This window comes from Pseudomonas sp. JBR1, assembly GCF_028198185.1.
GTDB classification, from domain to species: domain Bacteria; phylum Pseudomonadota; class Gammaproteobacteria; order Pseudomonadales; family Pseudomonadaceae; genus Chryseomonas; species Chryseomonas oryzihabitans_E.
In genome coordinates this window covers 1,880,546-1,894,095 of the sequence record NZ_CP116340.1, presented here as the reverse complement: position 1 = coordinate 1,894,095, position 13,550 = coordinate 1,880,546, and the positions used below count along the sequence as shown (strand labels likewise).

General features: G+C 63.1%; 14 protein-coding genes and 1 tRNA gene. 5 read left to right on the top strand and 10 right to left on the bottom strand.

Annotation, left to right across the window (positions count from 1 at the left end; translation table 11 throughout):
- Nucleotides 1-84 precede the first annotated feature (84 nt).
- The 5 genes from PJ259_RS08810 to PJ259_RS08790 all read right to left on the bottom strand — a co-directional run bounded on the left by PJ259_RS08810 (nt 85) and on the right by PJ259_RS08790 (nt 4,066).
- Entirely contained in the window at nt 85-963 is an 879-nt protein-coding gene (locus PJ259_RS08810) for a dihydrodipicolinate synthase family protein (RefSeq protein ID WP_271655490.1), read from the bottom strand.
- A 25-nt stretch (nt 964-988) separates the two neighbouring features.
- A complete protein-coding gene (locus tag PJ259_RS08805; protein ID WP_271655853.1) occupies nt 989-1,654 on the bottom strand; it encodes an amino acid ABC transporter permease in 666 nt (221 codons plus the stop codon).
- A 7-nt stretch (nt 1,655-1,661) separates the two neighbouring features.
- On the bottom strand, nt 1,662-2,333 hold the full coding sequence (locus PJ259_RS08800; protein ID WP_017642043.1) for an amino acid ABC transporter permease: 672 nt from the start codon (nt 2,331-2,333) through the stop codon (nt 1,662-1,664).
- Between the two features lie 10 nt (nt 2,334-2,343).
- The gene (locus PJ259_RS08795) at nt 2,344-3,147 is read right to left on the bottom strand and encodes an amino acid ABC transporter ATP-binding protein (RefSeq protein WP_271655852.1); all 804 of its coding nucleotides are present in this window, start codon (nt 3,145-3,147) and stop codon (nt 2,344-2,346) included.
- Nucleotides 3,148-3,220: 73 nt separating this feature from the next.
- Complete coding sequence (locus tag PJ259_RS08790) at nt 3,221-4,066, bottom strand: transporter substrate-binding domain-containing protein (RefSeq protein ID WP_271655489.1); 846 nt, start codon at nt 4,064-4,066, stop codon at nt 3,221-3,223.
- Nucleotides 4,067-4,415: 349 nt separating this feature from the next.
- Between PJ259_RS08790 and PJ259_RS08785 the strand changes: the two genes are divergently transcribed.
- The 4 genes from PJ259_RS08785 (at nt 4,416) to PJ259_RS08770 (ending at nt 9,199) form a co-directional block, all read left to right on the top strand.
- Nucleotides 4,416-5,762: an aspartate aminotransferase family protein gene (locus PJ259_RS08785; RefSeq protein ID WP_271655488.1), complete on the top strand. Its 1,347-nt coding sequence runs from the start codon at nt 4,416-4,418 to the stop codon at nt 5,760-5,762.
- A 58-nt stretch (nt 5,763-5,820) separates the two neighbouring features.
- Nucleotides 5,821-7,314, top strand: coding sequence for a CoA-acylating methylmalonate-semialdehyde dehydrogenase (locus PJ259_RS08780; protein ID WP_271655487.1), 1,494 nt, complete (start codon nt 5,821-5,823; stop codon nt 7,312-7,314).
- Nucleotides 7,315-7,544: 230 nt separating this feature from the next.
- Nucleotides 7,545-8,303, top strand: coding sequence for an SDR family NAD(P)-dependent oxidoreductase (locus PJ259_RS08775; protein WP_271655486.1), 759 nt, complete (start codon nt 7,545-7,547; stop codon nt 8,301-8,303).
- A gap of 158 nt (nt 8,304-8,461) precedes the next feature.
- On the top strand, nt 8,462-9,199 hold the full coding sequence (locus tag PJ259_RS08770; RefSeq protein WP_271655485.1) for a hypothetical protein: 738 nt from the start codon (nt 8,462-8,464) through the stop codon (nt 9,197-9,199).
- A gap of 3 nt (nt 9,200-9,202) precedes the next feature.
- Here the strand turns inward: PJ259_RS08770 and PJ259_RS08765 are convergent, their stop codons facing one another.
- The 3 genes from PJ259_RS08765 to PJ259_RS08755 all read right to left on the bottom strand — a co-directional run bounded on the left by PJ259_RS08765 (nt 9,203) and on the right by PJ259_RS08755 (nt 11,250).
- A complete protein-coding gene (locus PJ259_RS08765; protein WP_059315576.1) occupies nt 9,203-9,745 on the bottom strand; it encodes an invasion associated locus B family protein in 543 nt (180 codons plus the stop codon).
- A gap of 74 nt (nt 9,746-9,819) precedes the next feature.
- The gene (locus PJ259_RS08760) at nt 9,820-10,158 is read right to left on the bottom strand and encodes a zinc ribbon domain-containing protein YjdM (RefSeq protein WP_271655484.1); all 339 of its coding nucleotides are present in this window, start codon (nt 10,156-10,158) and stop codon (nt 9,820-9,822) included.
- A gap of 78 nt (nt 10,159-10,236) precedes the next feature.
- On the bottom strand, nt 10,237-11,250 hold the full coding sequence (locus PJ259_RS08755; protein WP_271655483.1) for a sensor histidine kinase: 1,014 nt from the start codon (nt 11,248-11,250) through the stop codon (nt 10,237-10,239).
- A gap of 265 nt (nt 11,251-11,515) precedes the next feature.
- On the opposite strand from PJ259_RS08755, the gene PJ259_RS08750 reads away from it, so the two are divergent.
- A complete protein-coding gene (locus tag PJ259_RS08750; RefSeq protein ID WP_271655482.1) occupies nt 11,516-11,878 on the top strand; it encodes a response regulator in 363 nt (120 codons plus the stop codon).
- 197 nt (nt 11,879-12,075) lie between these two features.
- Here the strand turns inward: PJ259_RS08750 and PJ259_RS08745 are convergent.
- A tRNA-Asn gene (locus PJ259_RS08745) sits at nt 12,076-12,151 on the bottom strand.
- 82 nt (nt 12,152-12,233) lie between these two features.
- Nucleotides 12,234-13,436 (bottom strand): amino acid aminotransferase, encoded by a 1,203-nt coding sequence (locus PJ259_RS08740; protein ID WP_059315572.1) that lies wholly within the window; start codon nt 13,434-13,436, stop codon nt 12,234-12,236.
- Between the last annotated feature and the right edge of the window lie 114 nt (nt 13,437-13,550).

The window sequence follows — 13,550 nt, the reverse complement described above, 5'->3', positions numbered from 1 at the left end:
GCCTGGCCTGTGAAGCCACCGAAGCTGGGGTTCATGGAAAAAATCCTCCACCCACCCCCCTTGGCGCCGGGGTGGGCTATCCCATCAGCGTTGCGAGGCTTCGAAGACGGCGCGGAAGTCGGCCTTCTCGGCGTCGCTCAGCGGCAACAGCGGCAGGCGCGCGTTACCCGAGTTGAACCCGGCCAGCTCGCAACCGTACTTCACCTTCTGGATGAACTTGCCCTGCTCCATGCTCGCCATCACCGGGAACAGCGAGCGCATGACCGCCTGAGCCCCCTGGATGTCGCCGGCGGTGAAGGCCTTGTGGAAGGCGACGATCTGATCCGGGAAACAGTTGGCCGGCCCGCAGATCCAGCTGGTGGCACCCCACAGGAAGAAGTCCAGCGCCTGGTCGTCCGAGCCGCAGGACAGCTGGTAGCCGCCTTTGAAGGTCTCGGTGATCTCGATGGCGCGCAGCAGGTTGCCGGAGCTTTCCTTGATGCCGATGACGCGCGGGTGATCGCGAAAGGCTTCCAGCACCGACGTGCCGACTTCGACGTTGGTGCGGATGGGGTAGTTGTAGAGGATGACGTTGATGTCGGCGAAGGTATCCAGCACGACCTGATAATGGTTGATCAGCTCTTCCTGGGTCGGCAGGGCATAGAAGGGTGGGGCCAGCAGGATGTTGCTGAAGCCGCATTCGATGGCCTGGCGAATCTGCTCGATCACCTCACGGGTGCTGGCACCGTTGCAGTTGGCGATCAGGGTGCCCTTGCCTTCGGCTACCTCCTTGACCGTCTGCAGGACCAGGCGGCGTTCGGCGTTGTCGAGGGCGTAGTACTCGCCGGTGGAGCCCAGGGCCACGAAGCCGGACACCCCGGCCTTGAGTTGGTAGTCGACGATGGAGGCGAGCGTCGCGCAATCGACCTTGCCGGCCTTGTCGAACGGGGTGACGAGAGCGGGAAGGATGCCGTGCATGTTCATGGAGTTACCTCTTCGGGATGGGGGTTCAGTAGGCGAAGCGTCTCAGCAGCCGGGCCTCGACGAGACCGACCAGACGGGTCAGGGGAAAGGCGATGCAGAAGTAGATGACGGCGACCGCCGAGAGGAACTCGACCGGTCGCGCCGTGCTGTTGGAAAGGTTCTGGCCGACGAACATCAGGTCCGCCACCCCGACCGAGGAGATCAGGGCGCTTTCCTTGAACAGGCTGATGACGTTCGAGAGCAGCGGCGGTATGGCGCGTAGCAGCGCCTGGGGAAAGATCACATAGAGCACCTTCACCCCGGGCGTCAGGCCGAGGGCCACGCAGGCATCGTGCTGTTCGCCGGCGATGGACTTGAGGGCGCCGCGAAAGGTCTCGCTGGTAATGGCTGCCATGAACAGGGTCAGGGAGATCACCACCGACACATAGGGCGAGATAGACAGGCCGAACACCACGGGAAAGCAGAAGAACACCCAGAACAGCTGGATCAGTAATGGCGTGCCGCGAAAGAACTCCACATAGAGCCGGACCGGCGCCCGCAGCAGGCGACTGGGTGCCAACTGGACCAGGCTCAGCCCGAAGCCCAGCAGGCTGCCCACCAGGGCGCAGCCGAGGGTGATAGTCAAGGTCAGCCCCAGCCCCTTGAGCAGCACCTGCCAGTAGCCGAGGACGACGGAGAAGTCGAGGTGCATATCCATCTCAGCGCTCCAGGGCCGCGTCTTGGCGGCGTTCGACGAACCGCACCAGCTGGGCGATCGGCAGGGACAGGGCGAAGTAGATCAGAGCGATCAGCGAGTAGGTTTCCAGCGGGCGATAGGCTTCGGTGGCGATGGACTTGCCGATGTACATCAGGTCTGCCACGGCCACGATGGCGACCAGGGCGCTCTGCTGGAGGATGCCGATGCCATTGGTCATCAGTACCGGCAGGGCACTGCGCAGCGCCTGCGGCAGCACTACATAGAGGGTACGGTTCAGTGGTCCCAGGCCGAGAGCGACGCTGGCATCCAGATGCTCACGCGGCACGGCCTGTACGCCGGCGCGGTAGGCCTCGGCATTGAAGGCGGTGAGGTTCAAGCCCAGCGCCAGCACGCCCATGGTGATGGGGTCGACAAAGACGTTGAACAGCATGGGCACGCAATAAAAGAACCAGACGATCTGCAGCAGTACCGGGGTGCAGCGGAAGAACTCGATGAACAGCTGGGCGGGCAGCCTTACCAGGCGCCAGCGATTCAGGGTCAGCAGGCACAGCAGGAAACCTAGCACCAGGCCCATGAGATTGGCGGCCAGGGCGAGTTGCAGGGTCACCTTGAGGCCCTGCCAGAGCGGGCCCAGGGTGCCGTTGAGGAAATGGAAGTCGAATTGGTAGTTCATGGCGCCGTCCTCAATCCAGGTGCAGGACCTTTTCCAGGAATTCCCGGGTACGGGGCTCGCGTGGACGGCGGAACAGTTCCTCGGGCGGGCCTTCCTCGACCGGCCGGCCGTTGGCGCAGAACACCACGCGGGTCGCGATGTGCTTGGCGAAGTGCATGTCGTGGGTGACGATGATCATCGCCATGCGCTGCTCGGCCAGCTGCAGCATCACGTTCTGCACCTCGATCACCATTTCCGGGTCGAGGGCGGAGGTGACCTCGTCGAAGAGCATCAGCGCCGGTTCCAGCATCAGCGCGCGGGCGATGGCGACCCGCTGCTTCTGGCCACCCGAGAGCTGGCTGGGGTAGGCGTGCAGCTTGTTTTCCAGGCCCAGGCGGGCGAGGTACAGCCGGGCCTTTTCGGTGGCTTCCGCGCGGGACAGCCCGCGCACCTTCATGGGCGCCAGGACCAGATTGCCCAGCACCGACAGGTGGGGAAACAGGGTGTAGTGCTGGAAGACCATGCCGATCTGCCGGTGCAGTTCTCGATCCAGCACCTGACTGCGTCCGTTGCGACCTTCTATATAGGGCTGGCCCTGGAAGTGGATGCGGCCGTCCTGGATGCTTTCCAGCCCCATCATCACGCGCAGCAGCGAACTCTTGCCGCTGCCACTCGGGCCGATGATCACCAGACGGTCGTCGGCACGCATGTCCAGGCAGAAGTCGTCCATGACCTTGAGATCCGGGCCATAGCTCTTGCACACGTGCTGGAACTGGACGAAGCCATCGGGACCCGGGCGGGCCTCCGGCGTGGCGGTGGCAAGGGGCGTCGGCATGATGGAAACGGCTTTCATAGGGGCGAACTCCGGTAAGGACTCGTCAGGACGAGTCCTTTGTCTCAGCGGCGGGTTACGGGGCTTTCTGGGCGTTGACCTGCTCGGAGGCCTTGTCCACGAGGGCGGCGATCTCACCCGTCTCGCGACGCTGGGTGAGATAGATGTTCAACACCTGCATGTCGGCCCAGGAGATGTCGCGGCGCACGCCGAAGGCCACGCCCTGCTTGGCCAGCGCCGGCTTGGGCATCACTTCTTTGGCCCAGTTGGGGTTGGCGATGGCGAAGAGGTGATTGGTGTCGCTGGCATCGACCAGCACGTCGGCGCGGCGCGACATCACCGCCAGACGTGTCTCGTCCATACCGGGCAGACGCATCACGGTCCCTTGCCTGATGACGGCGGAAATCGCCTTGTCCGCGGCCGTACCGGACATCACCGCGAAGGTCACGCCGGGTTTGTCGTAGTCCGCCAAGGTCTCGCCGGCCTGGGCCAGCTTGGGGTTGTCCTTGTTCAGCAACAGCGAGATCTGATAGTCGGTGGCGGCCGTGCTGAAGGCCACGGCCAGGGCCCGCTCGGGTGTCTGGTTGAGTGCCATGGCCAGATCCCACTTGCCGCCCTGCAGGCCGGCGACCAGGTTGTCCCAGTTGGTGTCGACGAACTCCACCTTGACCTTGAGCACCCGCTCGCCGAAGTCGCGGCACAGATCGACGAAGTAGCCGCTGTATTTAGCCGAGGCGGCATCGCGCATCACATAGGGCGCGGCAACTGCGGCCCCGCATTTCAAGACGCCGGCTTTCTGGACCTGCTGCCACACGCCGGCCTGCTCGGCCTGAGCGGCCGGCTGCCAGAGCAGGGCACCGGCGATTGCCAGACTACCCAGGACTGCACGAAGGGATTGCGAACGCGATAGACGCCGAGCCATAGCTGCTACTCCATTTGGACGATTGTTATAGGCAGGAGGCAAAAAAGCTTTTTTGTGTGTGTCGTTGTATTCAGCGCTGCATGCAGATTAGGAGTGGCGAAATCGGGCTGTCAACGACCTTCGTCATCGAAGGAGCGGACTGCCAAAGCGGGCCTCGGCTGCAAAGACGAGGTAAGGCGTTGTTTTCTCGATATAAAACGATGGTGAGAGGTGAAGGAAAAAAATTTTGCAGACGCCCGATACCTGAATTGCGTGAGTTTTTATAAATTCAAGCGCAAGAAAAAAGCCATTTAACTCACGCAAGGTGCGGCGCATTCTGCAGTCTCATCGTCCCGCCCGAGGCCCTGTCATGAACCAGCCGCTGACCGTTTCCCCGCCCGTCTCCGCCCAGCTCAATCTGCGTGCCCACTGGATGCCCTTCACCGCCAATCGCGCCTTCCAGAAGGATCCACGCATCGTGGTGGCCGCCGAGGGCAGTTGGCTGACGGACGATCAGGGGCGGCGCATCTATGACAGCCTGTCCGGTCTCTGGACCTGCGGCGCCGGGCATTCGCGCAAGGAAATCCAGGAGGCCGTGGCGCGTCAGCTGGGCACCCTCGACTACTCGCCAGGCTTCCAGTACGGCCATCCGCTGTCCTTCCAGCTGGCCGAGAAGATGGCCGAGCTGACCCCGGCGGGTCTGGACCACGTCTTCTTCACCGGCTCGGGTTCCGAAAGCGCCGATACCTCGGTCAAGCTGGCGCGGGCCTACTGGCGCATCAAGGGTCAGCCGGCCAAGACCAAGCTGATCGGTCGTGCCCGTGGCTACCATGGCGTCAACATCGCCGGTACCAGCCTGGGCGGCATCGGCGGCAACCGGAAGATGTACGGCTCCTTCATGGACGTCGACCACCTGCCCCATACCCTGCAACCCGGCATGGCCTTCACCAAGGGCATGGCCGAGACCGGTGGCGTCGAGCTGGCCAATGAACTGCTCAAGCTGATCGAACTGCACGATGCCTCCAACATCGCCGCCGTCATCGTCGAGCCCATGTCCGGTTCGGCCGGGGTGATCGTGCCGCCGGTGGGCTATCTGCAACGCCTGCGCGAGATCTGCACCCAGCACGACATCCTGCTGATCTTCGACGAGGTCATCACCGCCTTTGGCCGCATGGGTCGCCATACCGGCGCCGAATACTTCGGCGTGACGCCAGACCTGATGAACGTCGCCAAGCAGGTCACCAATGGCGCGGTACCCTTGGGCGCGGTGATCGCTAGCAGCGCCATCTATGACACCTTCATGAATCAGGCCACGCCGGAGCACATGGTGGAGTTTCCCCACGGCTACACCTATTCGGCCCACCCGGTGGCTTGCGCCGCGGGACTGGCGGCGCTGGAGCTCATGGAGCGGGAGAACCTCGTACAACAGGCCGCCGAGCTGGCGCCGACGTTCGAAGCCTCGCTGCATGACCTCAAGGGTGCCAAGCACGTGGTGGACATCCGCAACTGCGGCCTGGCTGGTGCCCTGCAGCTGGCGCCGCGCGATGGCGATGCGGTGATCCGTCCCTATGAGGCCGGTATCGCTCTGTGGAAGGCCGGCTTCTACGTCCGCTTCGGGGGCGACACCCTGCAATTCGGGCCTACCTTCAATGCCAAGCCGGAGGACCTGGACCGCGTCTTCGCCGCCGTCGGCGACGTCCTCAACCGCCTCGACTGATTTCCCTTTTCTGGCGCTCCCCTGGGGAGCGCCAACCTCTCGTACAAGGAGTCCCTTCATGAGTCTCAAGCATCTCATCGGCGGCCAGCTGGTCGACGGTGGCAGCCGCCGCGCGCCGGTCTATAACCCTTCCACCGGCGCGGTGATCCGCGAAGTGCCCCTGGCCGATGCCGCCACCCTGCAACAGGCCATCGATGCCGCCCAGGCCGCCTTTCCGGCCTGGCGCAACACCCCGCCGGCCAAGCGCGCCCAGGTGCTGTTCCGCTTCAAGCAACTGCTGGAGAGCAACGAAGAGCGCCTGGTCCAGTTGATCAGCGAGGAGCACGGCAAGACCCTGGAAGACGCCGCCGGCGAATTGCGTCGCGGCATCGAGAACGTCGAATACGCCACTGCCGCCCCCGAGCTGCTCAAAGGCGAGTACAACCGCAATGCTGGTCCCAGCATCGACACCTGGTCCGACTTCCAGCCTCTGGGCGTGGTGGCCGGCATTACCCCCTTCAACTTCCCGGCCATGGTGCCGCTGTGGATGTATCCGCTGGCCATCGCCTGCGGCAATACCTTCATCCTCAAGCCCAGCGAGCGCGACCCCAGTTCCACCCTGGCCATCGCCCAGCTGTTCGAAGAAGCTGGTCTGCCCAAGGGGGTATTGAACGTGGTGCATGGCGACAAGGAAGCCGTGGACGGCCTGATCGACGCCCCCGAGGTCAAGGCGCTGAGCTTCGTTGGCTCCACCCCCATCGCCGAGTACATCTATGCCCGCGGCACGGCCAAGGGCAAGCGCGTCCAGGCCCTGGGCGGCGCCAAGAACCACGCGGTGGTCATGCCGGACGCCGACCTGGGCAACACCGTCAATGCCCTGATGGGTGCCGCCTACGGCTCTTGCGGCGAGCGCTGCATGGCCATCTCGGTGGCGGTCTGCGTCGGTGATCAGGTCGCCGATGCGCTGATTGCCCGCCTGGTACCGGAGATCGAGAAACTCAAGGTCGGTCCGGGCACCCAATGTGGCCTGGACATGGGCCCGCTGGTGACCGGCGCGCACCTGGACAAGGTCACCGGCTACGTCGCCGATGGCGTGGCCACGGGTGCCAAGCTGGTGGTGGACGGCCGCAGCCTCAAGGTCGCCGATCACGAGGACGGCTTCTTCCTCGGCGGCTGCCTGTTCGATCAGGTCACCCCAGAGATGCGCATCTACAAGGAGGAGATCTTTGGGCCGGTACTCTGCGTGGTACGGGTCAAGAGCCTGGAAGAGGGCATCGCCCTGATCAACGCCCACGAATACGGTAACGGCACCTGCATCTTCACCCGCGATGGCGAAGCGGCCCGGCTGTTCGCCGACCAGATCGAAGTAGGCATGGTCGGCATCAACGTGCCCCTGCCGGTGCCGGTGGCCTACCACAGCTTCGGTGGCTGGAAGAGATCGCTGTTTGGCGACCTTCACGCCTATGGCCCCGACGGCGTGCGCTTCTACACCCGTCGCAAGACCATCACCCAGCGCTGGCCGCAACGTGAGACCCATGAGGCCTCGCAGTTCGCCTTCCCCAGCAACGGCTGAGTCAAGCGGGTGATGGCAAAGCTGGCGTCACAGGCGCCAGCTTTGCGGCGTCAGCACTATCCAACGTCCTGCGTGCAGTTGATTTGAGGCGAATTGAAGCTTCTCTCGCGCATGGACTTCCTCGACGGCTATGGCTCCAGTCAAGGCTGGACGCTCCCTGTCTTGGCTGGTGGAGCAGCGTGCCACCCAGTGCATGCTTTCTGTTCAGACGCTTATTGCCTGAGAAAAAGATGAACAAACCCTTGCTTGGTCAGACGGTATTGGTCACTGGCGCATCTGGCGACATTGGAGGGGCCATCGTTCGGCAGATAGCTGGCCAAGGGGGCGAGGTCATCATCCATTACAGTAGAGATAAAGGACGTGCCGAGCATCTGCTCGCCAGTATCGGTGGCGCTGGGCATCTCGTTTGTGGCGACCTAGGAACCGAGGGTGGGCCTCTTGAGTTGTGGCACCAAGCTATGGCGATCACGGGTCGTATAGATGCCTTGGTGAATAATGCCGGTGTCCGCAACGAGGTTTCGGTGGAGGCTGCCCCTGCGGAATGGCAGAGGACTTGGCGGAGAGAGTTTCAGATCAATTTCTTTGCTGCAGCGGACCTATGCAAGGAGGCCATAATCCATTTCAGGTCGAACGGAGGTGGCCGCATCGTCAATATGGCAAGCCGGGCCGGGCAGCGGGGCTATTCCGCTGATGCCATGCAGTATGGGGCGTCGAAAGCGGCACTCATCAATCTGACCAAATCTATTGCTACCTCATTCGGCGCTGACGGGATCACTGCTGTGGCTATAGCGCCTGGCTGGGTGGGTACCGAAATGGCAGAAAGCTTCATGGCTATTCATGGTCAGCAAGCTGTGACGCGGGATATTCCGATAGGCCGGGCTGTTGCACTTGAAGAACTTGCCGAGTTGGTAGCCTTTGTTCTACGGACTTCGCAGCGCTCATTGAACGGCGCCACTCTTGATATCAATGGTGGGAGCTATATCCGATAACGAGGCCTGCATCTTCACCCGTGGCAGTGAGGCGGCACGGCTATTCGTTTTCCGTAGCAACGACTGAAGGTTGGAAAACCCCATTCCTTGGCCTGCCGCACAGCAGGCCGGCCAAGGAAGGCTTTACCCTTCGGCTGCCCTCCATTGCCGAAGCTTCCATGCCTGCCCCTACCTTCACAGCCGTCGCCCGTCTCGGGTGTGTGATTGGCCTCTTGCTCGCGAGTCTGACCGGCTGCAGCCGCCAGGCCGCCCAGGATATCGCCCAGCAATTCGGCAAGACCCGCCCCAGCGAATTCCTGCAGACCAGCTCCGATCGCATGGCTACCCTCGCCATGCAGGCCAACCTGCAGAGCCTGTACCTGCTGATGAACAAGCTCTATCTGCGCAATCCGGCCGAGTGGAAGAAGACCGGCCTGCCCGATGCCGCCAGCGCCGAGCGGGAGATCCGCACGGCCATCGAGCAGCGCCGCAGCCTGCCGGCCCTGGGCGGTCGACGCGATGTGGCGGCCTTGAGCTACGTGCTGGACGACGACTATCACGGCGACCGTGTCGGCGCCTTCATCTACGCCATTGGCAGCATGATCATCGCGGCCCATGGCAATCGCACCGAGTTCTACATCACCGATGTGGTGAATGCGCGCTTCGTCAACAACGCCGCCCGCAACATCGAGAAGGCCACCTGGCTGCTGGGCCAGCGCAAGAATGCCGACGGCGAACCCCTGCTGTTCGCCAACGAGATCTCGGAGGAGGGCAGCAACCTCAGCTTCGCCACCGAGTTCGGCAAGATCGTCGCCCGGCTAGACCTGCTCGCCCAGTTGCTGGACGAGCGCTACCGGCGCATCGGCGTCAACTACGCCCAGAGTCTGCTGTTCCTCAATTTCCTGCCGGTGCAGTAGCGGTTACAGCGGCTTCGTCAGTTCCTTGGCCCGGTCGTAGGCCTTGGAGAACCCCTTGAGCGACAGGCTTTCGCTGGCGGTCTCGCCATTGGCGACCGGCGTGGTCACGGTCAGGCGACCGCCGCGCTGCAGCTGCTTGAAGACATCGCCGACGAACTCCACCGGCACCACGCAACCCTGGGGAATGCAGGTATGGAAGGGGCGATTCTCCAGGCTGCGCTTGTCGATCTGCAGCGAAATCGGCTTGGTCACCGCCACGCCGAACGGCAGCACCAGGATACCGTCCACGCCTTCGCGATTGGGGCGCAGTTCAGTGACCAGCATGCGCTGGCCCTTGGCGCTGTCCTTCTGCTGGGTCAGGGCGCAGAGCTGCGCGGAGCGCTCCGCGTTGCGGGCGATGCGGCAGATCACCTGCCAGTCGCCATACTTCTCCGTGACCGACGGCTGCGGTTCCTGGGCGTTGTTGGGCGCCGACTGGGCGAAGGCCTGGCCGGCGAGCAGCAGAGGCGCAAGGAACAGGGCCGGGCGGAGGAAGCGATAAGACATGGAGAGTCCTTGGCAGGGAAAAAGAGCCTCAAGGGTAGGCCATCGCTCCGCCAGCGAACACCCCGGTACGACGATCAGACCTTTTTGACGAACTCGGATTTGAGCTTCATCGCACCGATGCCATCGATCTTGCAGTCGATGTCGTGATCGCCATCGACCAGGCGGATGTTCTTGACCTTGGTGCCGACCTTGACCACCAGGGACGAGCCCTTGACCTTGAGGTCCTTGATCACGCTGACGGTGTCGCCGTCCTGCAGAGGGTTGCCGACGGCATCGCGGATCACCTTGGTTTCGTCGTCGGCGCCGGCCTCACCGGGCGTCCATTCATGGGCGCATTCCGGGCAGATCAGTTGATCACCGTCGGCATAGGTGTATTCGGATGCGCAGAGGGGGCAGGGCGGTAGAGCGGTCATGGCGGGGGCACCTGGCTGGAAAAGCCGCGCATTGTATAGGGTTTTTGCCCTGTCTGGTGCCTGGGTACGCCTCCGCCTCTAGGCTACGAGCTGCACCTCGACAACGGTGCCATTGTCATTTCGATAGCGCGCCTCGCCGCCGAGCTGCTCGGCCAGGCTGTTGATGATCTTGAAGCCCAGGCGCTGGCTGGTGCGCGGATTGAACTGCTGCGGCATGCCCCGACCGTTGTCGGCGATACGCAGCAGCAGGCGCTGATCTTCTTCACGTTGCAGGCTGATACTGATCAGGCCGCGCTGGCTGTCCTCGAAGGCATGCTTGAGGGAATTGGTGACCACTTCCGCCACCAGCATCGACAGGGTGGTCAGGCGCGAGAGATCGAAATTCAGCGGTTCGGCGTTGATGGCGCAGGACACGTTGGACTGTCCTGCCGCGGCCAGCAGATCGCTGGTGAGCAGCTGCAGGTGGTGAGCCACTGGCTGGTCGGCATCGGCGGGGTCGTGCAGGCGCCGATGAATGCGCGAGATGCTTTCCAGTCGCGAGCGCGCCTCTTCCAGGGCCAGGGAGGCCTGGCTGTCACCGGGCAGCTTGAGCTGCTGCAGCATGAGCAGCGAGGCGATGAACTGGATGTTGTTGGCCACCCGGTGCTGCAATTCCTGGAACATCGTCGTCTGGACGTTGTAGAGGTCGTGGATCACCTGCTGCTCGGCGCGCAGTCGGGCGCTTGCCCTGTGCATGTAGTGGATCAGCGCGATGTCCACCCCGACGATGACGACGTAGAAGGCCAGGGCCAGAAAGCCCTGGGCACCGACATCGAAGGTCCAGCCCGGAGGAATGAAGAAGTACCAGGCCGCGAGACCGGAAAGCACTGCACAGAGGACGCCGGCACGCGTGCCGCAGAAGAAGGCGGTCAGGATCACCGCCGGAAAGAAGGTCAGGTAAGGAAAGCCCTGCATCAGGATATCGGCCAGGGCGAAACGTGCGCCCAAGGCCAGGGCGAAGGCCAGTAGAGCGAGGCCGTAGGCCAGCGCCGGGCGAGCTCGGATCGTACTGCTGAGATCGCTGATCCAATGACGACGAGACGACGGATCCAAGGCTCTAACCTGTGGTGTAGATAACGGCGGCGCAAGCTTAACGCAAAGCCGTCTCGCTTAGGGGGGGGCGGGCGCATCAAAGGCGCCTTTGCCTGGTCCGACGGCGGCATCCTGTACAAGACTTGGACCGCTTCAGCCGTTTCGTCGACTCGCGGACCAGGCGGGTACCTTTCTTGTACAACAGTGCCCTTGGTCGTATAGCTCAGGACGCTAGCGAATTGCTATGGTCAAACCATTGCATATCTTTCAATCACAGGATCCGCTCATGAATCGCCAGCGTGTGCTAGTCGCCGAGGATGAGCCTGTTCTGCGGGAGCTATTGCAGGAGCTTTTCGAAGGCTGGGGTTATCAGGTGGACGCCTTCGGCAGTGCCGACGCGGCCTGTGCCTTCCTGCAAGAAGCGCAGCCCACGCTGGATCTGCTCTTTACCGATGTGCGGATGCCGGGCCTGCTGAGCGGTGTCGATCTGGCACTTCAGGCACGTGGCCGCCAGGCGGGCCTGCCCATCGTCATCACCTCGGGCTATTGCGACGAAAATCCGGCTTCTGCCGCTCGTGCCACCTTTCTGCCCAAGCCCTGGGATCTGGAGATGCTGCACCGTAGTTGTCCCCAGCCCGTTACGCAGTAGCTCGTTGTCTGGGTGACTGCAGTCGCGTTGATCCTGAGCCACATGGCGAATCGCTGGGGCCCCAAGGTCTTCGCGAAACAGCGAAGGATAGTCGCGGATCTTCCCTGACAGCCGAGGTGGTATAGCGTCTACACGATGAAAATCGCACCCAAACAAAAAGCCCGTAGCGGTTACCCGCTACGGGCTTTTTCAGATTTTGGCTCCGCGACCTGGACTCGAACCAGGGACCCAATGATTAACAGTCATTTGCTCTACCGACTGAGCTATCGCGGAACAACGGGGCGTATCTTACTGATAGATAACGGGAAGTCAAGCCTCGGCGGCACCAGAAAAACGGGCCGCCGAAAGCCCTTCGTCAGCCCTTCAATACCGCGGCGATGGCCTGGATGGTGGGCTGCAGATTGCGCTCGTTCAACGCGGCCACGCAGATGCGTCCGGTACTGACCGCATAGATGCCGAATTCGCTCTTCAGCCGCTCGACCTGCTCGGCGGTCAGGCCGGAGTAGGAGAACATGCCGCGCTGGGCGTTGACGAAGGCGAAGTCGCGGGTGGCGCCGGCAGCGGCCAGGCCTCCCACCAGGGCGTTACGCATGGTGCGGATGCGCTGGCGCATTTCTCCCAGTTCGGCTTCCCACAGGGCGCGCAGCTCGGGATTGCTCAGCACGGTGGCGACGATGGTGGCGCCATGGGTCGGTGGGTTGGAATAATTGGTGCGGATCACCCGCTTGACCTGCGACAGCACCCGAGCGCTTTCCTCGCGGCTCTCGCTGACCAGGGTCAGGGCGCCAACCCGCTCGCCGTACAGCGAGAAGGATTTGGAGAAGGAGCTGGAGACCAGGAAGGTCAGGCCGGAATCGGCGAACAGGCGTACGGCCTGGGCGTCTTCCTCGATGCCGTCGCCAAAGCCCTGGTAGGCGATGTCGAGGAAGGGCACCAGGTTGCGCGCCTTGACCACGTCCAGCACCGCTTGCCAGTCGGCCGGCTGCAGATCCACGCCAGTGGGGTTGTGGCAGCAGGCGTGCAACACCACCACCGAGCGCTCTGGCAATGCCTTGAGATCGGCCAGGAAGCCTTCGCGATTCAGGCCATTGCTGGCGGCGTCGTAATAGCGATAGTTCTGCACGGGAAAGCCGGCGCTCTCGAACAGGGCGCGGTGGTTTTCCCAGCTCGGATCGCTGATGGCGACCACGGCGTCCGGTAGCAGGCGCTTGAGGAAGTCGGCACCGATCTTCAGGGCGCCGGTACCGCCGACCGCCTGCACGGTGATGGCGCGACCTTCGCGCACCAGACTCGATTCGGCACCGAACAGCAGGTGCTGCACGGCCTGGTCGTAGGCGGCGATGCCCTCGATGGGCAGGTAGCCACGCGGCGCCTGGGCGGCCACGCGCTGCTTCTCGGCCTCGGCCACGGCGCGCAGCAACGGAATGCGGCCCTGCTCGTCGTAGTAGACCCCCACGCCCAGATTGACCTTGTGCGGACGGGCGTCGGCGTTATAGGCCTCGTTCAGGCCAAGGATGGGGTCGCGGGGTGCCATTTCGACGGCGGAGAACAAACTCATGGGGCAGGGGCTCGAATGAGGGGTGAAGGGAAGGGCGGAACGCTTAGGAACCAGGAGTATAGCCCCCTGCAGGCACCATCGCGACCCGACCTCAGTAGGAGATTTCCTGACGTG

Excerpts from the sequence above, each read along its gene's own strand:
- PJ259_RS08750 (WP_271655482.1), top strand. The coding sequence starts at position 11,516 with ATGAATCGCCAGCGTGTGCTAGTCGCCGAGGATGAGCCTGTTCTGCGG.
- PJ259_RS08810 (WP_271655490.1), bottom strand. The coding sequence starts at position 963 with ATGAACATGCACGGCATCCTTCCCGCTCTCGTCACCCCGTTCGACAAG.
- PJ259_RS08805 (WP_271655853.1), bottom strand. The coding sequence starts at position 1,654 with ATGCACCTCGACTTCTCCGTCGTCCTCGGCTACTGGCAGGTGCTGCTC.
- PJ259_RS08760 (WP_271655484.1), bottom strand. The coding sequence starts at position 10,158 with ATGACCGCTCTACCGCCCTGCCCCCTCTGCGCATCCGAATACACCTAT.
- PJ259_RS08740 (WP_059315572.1), bottom strand. The coding sequence starts at position 13,436 with ATGAGTTTGTTCTCCGCCGTCGAAATGGCACCCCGCGACCCCATCCTT.
- PJ259_RS08780 (WP_271655487.1), top strand. The coding sequence starts at position 5,821 with ATGAGTCTCAAGCATCTCATCGGCGGCCAGCTGGTCGACGGTGGCAGC.
- PJ259_RS08795 (WP_271655852.1), bottom strand. The coding sequence starts at position 3,147 with ATGCCGACGCCCCTTGCCACCGCCACGCCGGAGGCCCGCCCGGGTCCC.
- PJ259_RS08770 (WP_271655485.1), top strand. The coding sequence starts at position 8,462 with ATGCCTGCCCCTACCTTCACAGCCGTCGCCCGTCTCGGGTGTGTGATT.
- PJ259_RS08790 (WP_271655489.1), bottom strand. The coding sequence starts at position 4,066 with ATGGCTCGGCGTCTATCGCGTTCGCAATCCCTTCGTGCAGTCCTGGGT.
- PJ259_RS08775 (WP_271655486.1), top strand. The coding sequence starts at position 7,545 with ATGAACAAACCCTTGCTTGGTCAGACGGTATTGGTCACTGGCGCATCT.
- PJ259_RS08765 (WP_059315576.1), bottom strand. The coding sequence starts at position 9,745 with ATGTCTTATCGCTTCCTCCGCCCGGCCCTGTTCCTTGCGCCTCTGCTG.
- PJ259_RS08785 (WP_271655488.1), top strand. The coding sequence starts at position 4,416 with ATGAACCAGCCGCTGACCGTTTCCCCGCCCGTCTCCGCCCAGCTCAAT.
- PJ259_RS08800 (WP_017642043.1), bottom strand. The coding sequence starts at position 2,333 with ATGAACTACCAATTCGACTTCCATTTCCTCAACGGCACCCTGGGCCCG.